Annotated in this window: 7 protein-coding genes, 1 tRNA gene and 1 pseudogene; 3 read left to right on the top strand and 6 right to left on the bottom strand. The window is 69.2% G+C overall.

Annotated features, from left to right (window positions below):
- Both IE219_RS31980 and IE219_RS25880 read left to right on the top strand, forming a co-directional pair.
- Nucleotides 1-91: pseudogene (locus IE219_RS31980) on the top strand (class E sortase); the annotation flags it as partial.
- A 36-nt stretch (nucleotides 92-127) separates the two neighbouring features.
- A complete protein-coding gene (locus IE219_RS25880; RefSeq protein WP_189981710.1) occupies nucleotides 128-805 on the top strand; it encodes a class E sortase in 678 nt (225 codons plus the stop codon).
- A gap of 140 nt (nucleotides 806-945) precedes the next feature.
- Here IE219_RS25880 and pknB read toward each other — a convergent pair whose 3' ends face one another.
- The 6 genes from pknB to IE219_RS25850 all read right to left on the bottom strand — a co-directional run bounded on the left by pknB (nucleotide 946) and on the right by IE219_RS25850 (nucleotide 9,012).
- Nucleotides 946-2,961, bottom strand: a complete 2,016-nt coding sequence (pknB, locus tag IE219_RS25875) for a Stk1 family PASTA domain-containing Ser/Thr kinase (RefSeq protein ID WP_189981708.1) — start codon at nucleotides 2,959-2,961, stop codon at nucleotides 946-948.
- Between the two features lie 158 nt (nucleotides 2,962-3,119).
- Nucleotides 3,120-4,586, bottom strand: a complete 1,467-nt coding sequence (locus tag IE219_RS25870) for a peptidoglycan D,D-transpeptidase FtsI family protein (protein WP_189981706.1) — start codon at nucleotides 4,584-4,586, stop codon at nucleotides 3,120-3,122.
- The gene (locus IE219_RS25865) at nucleotides 4,583-6,025 is read right to left on the bottom strand and encodes an FtsW/RodA/SpoVE family cell cycle protein (protein ID WP_189981703.1); all 1,443 of its coding nucleotides are present in this window, start codon (nucleotides 6,023-6,025) and stop codon (nucleotides 4,583-4,585) included. Before IE219_RS25865 ends, IE219_RS25870 begins: the two co-directional genes overlap by 4 nt.
- Nucleotides 6,026-6,050: 25 nt before the next feature.
- Complete coding sequence (locus tag IE219_RS25860) at nucleotides 6,051-7,538, bottom strand: Stp1/IreP family PP2C-type Ser/Thr phosphatase (RefSeq protein ID WP_189981701.1); 1,488 nt, start codon at nucleotides 7,536-7,538, stop codon at nucleotides 6,051-6,053.
- Nucleotides 7,539-7,634: 96 nt separating this feature from the next.
- A complete protein-coding gene (locus tag IE219_RS25855) occupies nucleotides 7,635-8,162 on the bottom strand; it encodes an FHA domain-containing protein FhaB/FipA (RefSeq protein WP_189981699.1) in 528 nt (175 codons plus the stop codon).
- A 10-nt stretch (nucleotides 8,163-8,172) separates the two neighbouring features.
- A complete protein-coding gene (locus IE219_RS25850; protein ID WP_189981697.1) occupies nucleotides 8,173-9,012 on the bottom strand; it encodes an FHA domain-containing protein in 840 nt (279 codons plus the stop codon).
- A 682-nt stretch (nucleotides 9,013-9,694) separates the two neighbouring features.
- Between IE219_RS25850 and IE219_RS25845 the strand changes: the two genes are divergently transcribed.
- A tRNA-Leu gene (locus IE219_RS25845) sits at nucleotides 9,695-9,781 on the top strand.
- Nucleotides 9,782-9,955 lie beyond the last annotated feature (174 nt).

The following is a 9,955-nucleotide window of genomic DNA, read 5'->3' as shown; positions in this document are numbered from 1 at the left end:
ATTCACCAGCACCTACCGCATGATCGTCTGGGGAAAGCTCGTCGACGAACGCCCACGCAGCAAGGGAAAGCCACCCGCGCTCGTAGGCTGAGAGCCCACACCTCCAGAAGGGACGAGGGCCGCCCCAGTGTCACGCGCGCGCAACCGGATCGCCGGACTCATCAGCGTCTTCGGCGAACTCCTCATCACAGCGGGCCTCGTGCTCGGGCTCTTCGTCGTCTATTCGCTGTGGTGGACGAACGTCCTCGCCGACCGCGCCGCCGACCAGGAAGGCGCCAAGGTCCGCGACCAGTGGGCCGATCAGAGCCCCGGCGCCCTCGACACGAAGGGCGGCCTCGGCTTCCTCCACGTCCCCGCCTTCGGCGGCGACGAGATCCTGGTCAAGAAGGGCACCGGCACCGACGTCCTCAACAACGGCGTCGCCGGCTACTACACCGACCCCGTCAAGTCGGCCCTCCCCCAGGACAAGCAGGGCAACTTCACGCTCGCCGCCCACCGCGACGGCCACGGCGCCAAGTTCCACAACATCCACAAGTTGAAGAACGGCGATCCGATCGTCTTCGAGACCAAGGACACCTGGTACGTCTACAAGGTCTACAAGACGCTCCCGGAGACGACGAAGTACAACGTGAACGTCCTCCAGCAGATCCCCGAGGAGTCCGGGAAGAAGACGCCCGGCCGCTACATCACCCTGACGACCTGCACCCCCATGTACACCTCGGACTACCGCTACATCGTCTGGGGCGAACTGGCCCGCGCGGAGAAGGTCGACGCACAGCGCACCCCGCCGGCCGAACTCCGCTGAGGAGACCGGGGTAAGCCCGGTGAGCCCGGTGAGCCTGCTGGGTCGAGGAAGCCCCGGGAGCCCCGGGCGCCGGAAAGGGGAGTGCCCCGGAGTCCTGTCGAGGACTCCGGGGCACTCCCCTTTCCGCGCTTTCGGGACGGTCAGTCGAACCAGCTGCCGCCGCCGGCGTTGTTGCCGCCGCCGGGACGGTTGTCGTTGCCGCCGCCGGCCGTGTAGACCTCGATGGCCTGGCCCGGGGTCACCATGGAGCCCTCCGGCGGGTTCGTGGTGAGGACCATGGCGTCCTCCTTGTCCGAACCCTTCTGGACGACCTGGAGGTTCATCGCCTCCAGCTGCGCCTTGACGTCCTTGAACGGACGGCCGGACAGGCCCGCGGGCATCTGCACCTGGGCGGGCTGCTGCGGACCCTTGGAGACGCGCAGCTTGACCTCGGAGTTCGCCGCCACCGACGTGTTGGGCTCCGGCGTCTGCCCCAGGACCTCGTCCTTGGGCTTCTCGGAGTCCACGTACTCGGTCACCACGGTGAAGCCGAGCTGCTTCAACTGGTTCTCCGCGTCGGCCAGCTGACGGCCCACGACCGGCGGAACCGGCGTCTGCCGCTGCTTGGCGACGGTCAGCGTCACCGTGGAGTTCTTCTCGGCCTTGGTGCCGTTCTGCGGGTTCTGCCGCAGGACGGTGCCCGGGTCCTCCTCGGAGGACTCCTCCTCCTCGACCTTGACCTTGAAGCCCTTGCCCTCCAGGGTCTCCTTCGCCCGCTGGACCGACTGCTCCTGGACGTCCGGGACCTCGATGAGCGGGGCGCCCTCGGAGAACCACACCTGGATGGTGCCGTCGGTGTCCATCTGGAGCGTGTTGTCCGCGACCGGCTGCTGCCGGCAGATCGCGCCCTTCGGCTGCTCGCAGCGCTCGGTGCCGGCCTCGGAGATCTTGACCTGCGCGTTCAGCGCGGACCGCTCGGCCTGCTCCTTGGTCTGGCCGACCAGCTGCGGGACGACCACCTTCTTCGGGGTGTCGTTGCTGTTCAGCACGTACTTCCCGATGAAGATCGCGCCGATCAGCACCAGCACGCCGGCGACGGCCAGCAGTATCGTCGAGGTGTTCGACTTCTTGGGGCCGCCGCGGCGGCGGTCCGGGCGCTCGTCGTAACCGTCGTACCCGCCGTAGCCACCGCCGTCCGCCACCGGGGGCATCATCGACGTCTGGCCGGCCGGATCGGCCGGGCGCAGCGCCGTGGTCGGCTGGTCCTCCGGCGGATAGCCGTAACCGCCGTACGCCTGTGCGCCGCCCATGCCCATCGCGGCGGCCGCCGCGACCGGCTGCCCGTCGAGGCACGCCTCGATGTCCGCGCGCATCTCGTCGGCGGACTGGTAGCGGTAGTCGGGGTCCTTGACCAGCGCCTTGAGGACGATGGCGTCCATCTCGGGCGTGATCTCGGCGTCGAAGTTGCTCGGCGGCTGCGGCTCCTCGCGCACGTGCTGGTACGCGACCGCCACGGGGGAGTCCCCGATGAACGGCGGCCGCACCGTCAGCAGCTCGTAGAGGAGGCAGCCGGTGGAGTACAGGTCGGAGCGGGCGTCGACCTGCTCGCCCTTGGCCTGCTCCGGGGAGAGGTACTGGGCGGTGCCGATGACGGCCGAGGTCTGCGTCATCGTCATGCCCGAGTCGCCCATGGCGCGCGCGATGCCGAAGTCCATGACCTTGACCTGGCCGGTGCGGGTCAGCATCACGTTGGCGGGCTTGATGTCGCGGTGGACGATGCCGGCCCGGTGCGAGTACTCCAGCGCCTGGAGAATGCCGACCGTCATCTCCAGGGTGCGCTCGGGCAGCAGCTTGCGCCCGGAGTGCAGCAGCTCGCGCAGGGTCGAACCGTCGACGTACTCCATCACGATGTAGGGGATGGAGACCCCGTCGACGTAGTCCTCACCGGTGTCGTAGACCGCGACGATCGCCGGGTGGTTCAGGGAGGCGGCGGACTGTGCCTCACGGCGGAACCGGGCCTGGAAGGACGGGTCGCGGGCGAGGTCGGCCCGCAGCGTCTTCACGGCGACGGTGCGGCCGAGCCGGGTGTCCTGACCGAGGTACACCTCGGCCATGCCACCACGGCCGAGCACCGAGCCCAGCTCGTACCGGCCGCCGAGGCGACGCGGCTCTTCCATAGCTAATCCAGCCCTCTCCGTCTGTCCCGACCGCACCCTTGGGTGGTCCGGCGGTGTGTGCTGTCCGCGCATACGCTACCGGCCCCGAAGAGCCGGACCGCCCGCGTGGGGCAGCTGATACCTGACCGGTACCTGGCGGCCACCGGCCCTTCGCAAGATCAGCCGCGGCTCTTCAGAACCGCCTTCATGACCGACTTCGCGATCGGTCCGGCGAGACCGCCACCGGTGATGTCCTCACGGCCGACGCCCTCGGCGTCCTCGACGATCACCGCGACGGCGACCGGGGAACCCTTGTCGGTCTTGGCGTACGAGATGAACCACGCGTACGGGCGCTTGGCGTTCTTCTCACCGTGCTGCGCGGTACCGGTCTTGCCACCGACGCGCACCCCGCTCATGTTCACGTCGGCCTTGGCGCCGGTGCCCCGGGAGACGACGTTCTCCATCATGGCCTGGAGCTTCTGGGCGTTCTCCGGCGAGACCGGCTGGCTCATCTGCTCCGGCTCGTTCTGCTTGATCACGTCCAGGTTCGGCGCGCGCAGCTGGTCGATCATGTACGGCTTCATCAGCTTGCCGTCGTTCGCGATCGCGGCCGCCACCATCGCCATCTGGAGCGGGGTGGTCGCGGTGTTGAACTGGCCGATCGAGGAGAGCGCGTTGCCACCACGGTCGGCCTTCTTGTCGTAGACCGAGGCGGCGGAGCGGACGGGCACGAACTGCTCGGCGTTGAAGCCGAACTTCTCCGCCATCTCGTTCATCTTCTGGACGCCGACGTCGTCACCGAGCTTGGCGAAGACCGAGTTGCAGGAGACCCGCAGGGCCTCGTTGACGCTGGCGTTGGCGCAGCCGCTCGCGTGGTTCACCATCGGCACCTTGGAGAGCGGGATCTTCCAGCCCTCGGGGGTGTCCGTCGGAGCGTCGATGTCCGTGATCTTGCCGCTCTCCAGAGCGGCGGCGGCGGTCACGACCTTGAACACGGAGCCGGGGGGGTAGATCTCGCGCAGGGCGCGGTTCAGCTTCGGCTTGTTCTTGTTCTCCTCCAGCGACACCCACGCCTTCTCGTCGTCACCGGAGTAGCCGGAGAAGGAGGTGGGGTCGTACGAAGGGGTGGAGGCCAGCGCCAGGATCTTGCCGGTCGACGGCTCGATCGCGACGACGGCGCCGGTGTTCTTGGCGAGGCCCTCGTAGGCGGCCTTCTGGGCGGCGCCGCTGAGGGTGGTGACGACGTCGCCGCCCTTCTTCTTCTCGCCCGTGAACATGGCCATGGTGCGGTCGAAGAAGAGACGGTCGTCGTTGCCGGTGAGGATGCCGTCCTCGATCTTCTCGATCTGGTTGGCGTCGTACGCCTGCGAGGCGAAGCCGGTGACCGGGGCCCACATGGGGCCGTCCACATAGGTCCGCTTGAACTTGTAGAACTTGTCGCCCGAGTCGACGGAGCCGGTGATCGGCTTGCCGTCGACGATGATGTTGCCGCGCTCGTTGGAGTAGCGCTCGATCTGGATGCGCCGGTTGTTCGGGTTGGCGTTCAGTTCGTCCGCGCGGACGAACTGGAGCCAGTTGTCGCGCAGGAGCAGGGCGAGGACGAGCAGGCCGCAGAAGATCGCGACCCGGCGCAGCGGCTTGTTCACGGACGGACCACCTGGGTCATCTCGGCGTCGGGGTTCGGGGCGGGAGCGGGCGCCGGTCGGCGCGCGGTGTCGCTGATCCGGATCAGGATGCCGATCAGGGCCCAGTTGGCGATGACGGAGGAACCGCCGTACGCGAGGAACGGCATCGTCATGCCGGTGAGCGGGATGAGGCCCATCACACCGCCGGCGACGACGAAGATCTGGAGGGCGAAGGCGCCGGAGAGGCCCATCGCGAGCAGCTTGCCGAAGGGATCGCGGGCGGCCAGCGAGGTGCGGATGCCGCGCTCGATGATCAGCCCGTACAGCAGCAGGAAGACCATGACGCCGGTCAGGCCGAGCTCCTCGCCGACGGTGGCGAAGATGAAGTCGGAGTTGGCGGCGAACTGGATCAGGTCGGAGTTGCCCTGGCCCAGGCCGGTGCCCAGGATGCCGCCCGAGCCGAACGACATCAGGACCTGCGTCATCTGGTCGCAGGCGTACGCCATGTTCGTGCCGGGCGGGGCCGTCTTCAGGCACTCGAAGGGGTCGAGCCAGGCCGCCACGCGGGACTGCACGTGACTGGCGGTCGAGCCGACCACCACCGCGCCGGCCACGGCCATCAGCAGACCCATGACGATCCAGCTGGTCCGCTCCGTCGCCACGTACAGCATGATCACGAACATGCCGAAGAACAGCAGCGAGGTGCCGAGGTCGTTCTCGAAGACCAGGATGAGGAGGCTGACCGCCCAGATCGTCAGGATCGGGCCGAGGTCGCGGCCGCGGGGCAGGTAGAGCCCCATGAAGCGGCGGCTGGCCAGCGCCAGCGCGTCCCGCTTCACCATCAGGTAGCCGGAGAAGAACACGGCGAGGACCAGCTTGGCGAACTCACCGGGCTGGATCGAGAAGCCGGCGATGCGGATCCAGATCTTGGCGCCGAAGACGTCCGTGCCCAGGCCCGGGACGAGCGGCAGCAGCAGGAGGACGAGCGCCACCACCATCGAGATGTACGTGTAGCGCTGGAGGACCCGGTGGTCCTTGAGCAGCAGCAGCACGGCGACGAACATGGCGATGCCGATCGCCGAGTACATCATCTGGTTCGGCGCGGAGGCGCTGAACGCCCCGTACTGCCGCTTGGCCAGCGAGATCAGCCGCGGCGACTGGTCCAGGCGCCAGATCAGCACCAGGCCCAGGCCGTTGAGCAGGGTCGCCAGCGGCAGTAGCAGCGGGTCCGAGTACGGGGCCCACTTGCGCACCACGAGGTGGGCGACGGCTGCGAGGAGCCCCAGGCCGAGTCCGTAGCCGAGCATGCCCGAGGGGACCTCGCCGTCGATGGCCAGGCCCACGTTGAGGTACGCGAACACCGGGATGGCGACGGCGAAGCCGAGCAGCGCCAGTTCGGTGTTGCGTCGGCTCGGCGCCTCGATCGCGCCGATGGTGGTCGTGTTGGTGACAACGCTCATGGTGGTGAAAGGCCCCCTACGGGTCTTACTGCTTGCCGCAGTTCGAGGCCAGCTTCTGCTCCTCCGCGGTGAAGGTGGGACCCGGGGTCGGAGCGGCTGCGGCGGGCTTGGAATCGGGCTTGGCGTCCGCGCTCTCGCCCTCGGCGGGAGTCTTGCTCGCCTGGTCGGCGGCCTTCTCCTGGGCCGCGCGGCGCTGCTCGGTCTTCTTGCAGGCGGACGCCTGCACCGCCAGTTCGGAGATCTTGGTACGGGCCTTGGCGAGGCTGCCGCCCGCGATGGTGTCCTCGACCTGCTTCCGCTGGTAGGCGGGGAGGTACTTGAGTTCGATCTCGGGGTGGTCGGTCTCGACCTCCGAGAGCTTCACCCAGGCGAGGTTCTGGCTGATGCCCTGGTACAGCGCCACGTGCTCGCCGCTGGCGCCCACGTAGTACTGGGTCTGGGTCCAGCGCCAGCCGCCGTAGGCACCGCCGCCGAGGAGGCCGAGCGCGAGGACGAGGATCAGGGTGCGCCCGATCCACCGCCGCTTCTTGCGCGGCTTCACGAAGTCCTCGTCGTCGTACGCGTCGAAGGAGCCGTGCGGCGGACCGCCGTAGCCGTGGTCGTCGCCGCTGCCGGGCGGACCGAAGCCGCCGGCCGGCGGCCGGTGGTGCGGGGCGGGGCGGCCGAGCCCGGAGGCGCGGCCGGCCGGCGTCTGCATCGCGCCGCCGTCGTTCAGCTGGGTCTGGTTCTCGGCGACCGCGCCGACGACCACCGGGGTGTCGCTGAGGTGGCCGGCGAGGGTGTCGCCGCCGTCGACGTCGAGGACGTCGGCGATGATCACCGTGATGTTGTCGGGGCCGCCGCCGCGCAGCGCGAGCTGGATCAGCTCCTGCACGGTCTCCTGCGGGCCCTGGTAGCTGGCGAGGGTGTCCTCCATGGTCTGGTGGGACACCACCCCGGACAGGCCGTCGGAGCAGATCAGGTACCGGTCGCCGACCCGGACCTCGCGGATCGAGAGGTCGGGCTCCACGTGGTCGCCGCTGCCGAGCGCACGCATCAGCAGCGAGCGCTGCGGGTGCGTGGTGGCCTCCTCCTCGGTGATCCGGCCCTCGTCGACGAGCCGCTGGACCCAGGTGTGGTCCTGGGTGATCTGGGTGAGGACGCCGTCGCGCAGCAGGTACGCGCGCGAGTCGCCGACGTGCACGAGGCCGAGCCGCTGCCCGGTCCACAGCAGGGCGGTGAGCGTGGTGCCCATGCCCTCCAGCTGCGGGTCCTCCTCGACCATCATCCGGAGCTGGTCGTTGGCGCGCTGCACCGCCGTGCCCAGCGAGGTGAGGATGTCGGAGCCGGGGATGTCGTCGTCGAGCGTGACGAGGGTGGAGATCACCTCGGAGGAGGCGACCTCTCCGGCGGCCTGGCCGCCCATGCCGTCGGCGATCGCGAGGAGACGCGGACCGGCGTAGCCGGAGTCCTCGTTCCCCTCGCGGATCATGCCCTTGTGCGAGCCCGCGGCGAATCGCAGGGACAGCGTCATGCCCACCTGCCCTGTCGCCGCTGCATCGGGGTACAGCCGGTCTCGACCCACACTGCCCACCCTCCGGTCGCTCCGGTCAGCTCGCTCATTGTCGTACTACTTCCGCAGCTCGATGACGGTCTTGCCGATGCGGATCGGCGCCCCCAGCGGAATCGGGGTGGGCGTGGTGAGGCGGGTCCGGTCGAGGTACGTGCCGTTCGTCGACCCGAGGTCCTCGACGATCCACTGGCCGTCGCGGTCCGGATAGATCCGCGCGTGCCGGCTGGAGGCGTAGTCGTCGTCCAGCACGATCGTCGAGTCGTGCGCCCGCCCCAGCGTGATCGTCTGCCCCTGGAGGGCGACGGTCGTGCCGGTGAGGGTGCCCTCGGAGACGACCAGCTTCGTCGGCGCGCCGCGCCGCTGCCGTCCGCCACCGGTGGCGGCGGGCGGCTGCTGGCCGCGCTGCTGCGGCGGCGCGGCCTGGCGCCCGCCCTGCTGGGTACGGGTCTCCTGGCGCCGTGAACCGCGCTGGGTCACCCGCGTACCGAACAGGTCGCTGCGGATGACCTGGACGGCCACGATGACGAACAGCCACAGAACGGCCAGGAAACCCAACCGCATGACCGTCAGGGTCAGCTCTGACATTGCCCCCGCTTCACCCTTCGGCTTGCCGGTAAACGATGGTGGTGCTGCCCACGACGATCCGCGAGCCGTCGCGGAGCGTAGCGCGGGTGGTGTGCTGCCCGTCCACCACGATGCCGTTGGTGGATCCGAGATCCTGGATCGTCGAGGGCGTTCCGGTCCGGATCTCGCAGTGCCGGCGGGAGACGCCGGGATCGTCGATCCTCACGTCCGCGTCGGTGCTGCGGCCGAGGACCAGAGTCGGGCGGGAGATCTGGTGGCGGTTGCCGTTGATCTCGATCCAGCGGCGGACCTGGCCGCCACCGGGAGCCGGCGGACGGCCGCCGCCGGCCGCGGGCCGGTGCCCGGGAGCGCCGGGCGGCGGGGCGGACGGCATCGGCGGAGCACCGGCCGGGGACCCCTGCGGGTACCCGTAACCGCCGCCCTGCCCCGGCTGCTGCTGGGGATGCTGAGGGTGCTGCGGGGCGGCCTGGGACGTGCTCGACGCGAGCGTGCGGCTGCGCACCCGGTACAGACCGGTGTCGAGGTCCTCGGCCTTCTCCAGGTGGACCTTGATCGGTCCCATGAAGGTGTACCGCTGCTGCTTGGCGTAGTCCCGGACCAGGCCGGCGAGCTCGTCGCCCAACTGGCCCGAGTAGGGGCTCAGACGCTCGTAGTCCGGCGTGCTGAGCTCCACGATGAAGTCGTTGGGGACGACGGTCCGCTCGCGGTTCCAGATCTGCGCGTTGTTGTCGCACTCGCGCTGGAGCGCGCCGGCGATCTCGACCGGCTGGACCTCGGACTTGAACACCTTGGCGAAGGTGCCGTTGACCAGACCTTCGAGACGCTGCTCGAAACGCTTCAGGACTCCCATGGGGCACCTCCTCCTTCGCTGCCGTCCTGGTACTGCTTACTGATCGTATCCACGCGTCGGGAAATCGGCTGGTTCCCCTTCTCTGCCCTGTGGACGAGTGTCACCTCTCACAGGCCCTCCCCCCAGGGATCGTAGAGGGGGCCTGTGGACAGTGTCCCGCACGCCGCCCCTCGAACAGCAGGGTCCGAGCACGGAGCCGCGACCCGGACGCCGCCGACGGCGTCGCAAGCTCCCGCTTCTCCCCGTCTCACCTCGTCTCTCCCTTCTCTCCGCTCCCTCCCCCTGTGTCCCTTCTCTCCTTCTCCCTCCGGCTGCGTCCCCTCTCTTCCCCTTCTCCTCTTTCCTCCCCCTCTGAGGGAGGGCCCGACACCCCTTCTCGTCACTTTCTGTTACCGGGTGTGGCTCTCCGGGTGTCACGGGGGTGCGGGGAACGGGGCGCCGCGGGATCCCCCGGGGGCTCCCGGGTCCGGAACCCTCCAGGAGTCCTCTTCCCCTCTTTCCTTCCTCGCGCCCCTCCGCCTCCCCCGCCCGGCCCGGACCCTCAGAGGCCCCCGTCCCTCCCCCTGTTCGGTGCGAGGGGAGTCGAAACAACGGATGTGAATCCACCGCCCGCGACGTGCTAATCTTCAGATGTCGCCAGGCGCTCCCACCGAAAAGGTGAGAGACCGGGAGACCACCCAATGCGCGGGTGGCGGAATAGGCAGACGCGCTGGATTCAGGTTCCAGTGCCCGAAAGGGCGTGGGGGTTCAACTCCCCCCTCGCGCACCAGACGGAAGCCCCGTAGGTCCCAGACCTACGGGGCTTCCGCGTTGTTGACGTCATGTGACGCTTCCCACGCTCCGGTCCCCTCCCTCTGGTGGTCCTCCTCGCCGGGTTCCCGGCGGACCGAGCGATCGCCCTTCGACCGGGGTTCTCTTTCGTCGTGGTGACCGGCGACGAAAG

Origin of the sequence: Streptomyces termitum (assembly GCF_014650175.1) — a bacterium.
Classification (GTDB): Bacteria; Actinomycetota; Actinomycetes; order Streptomycetales; family Streptomycetaceae; genus Streptomyces; species Streptomyces termitum.
The sequence above is the reverse complement of the archived record's forward strand: the minus strand, read 5'-3'. Positions and strand labels throughout refer to the sequence as shown.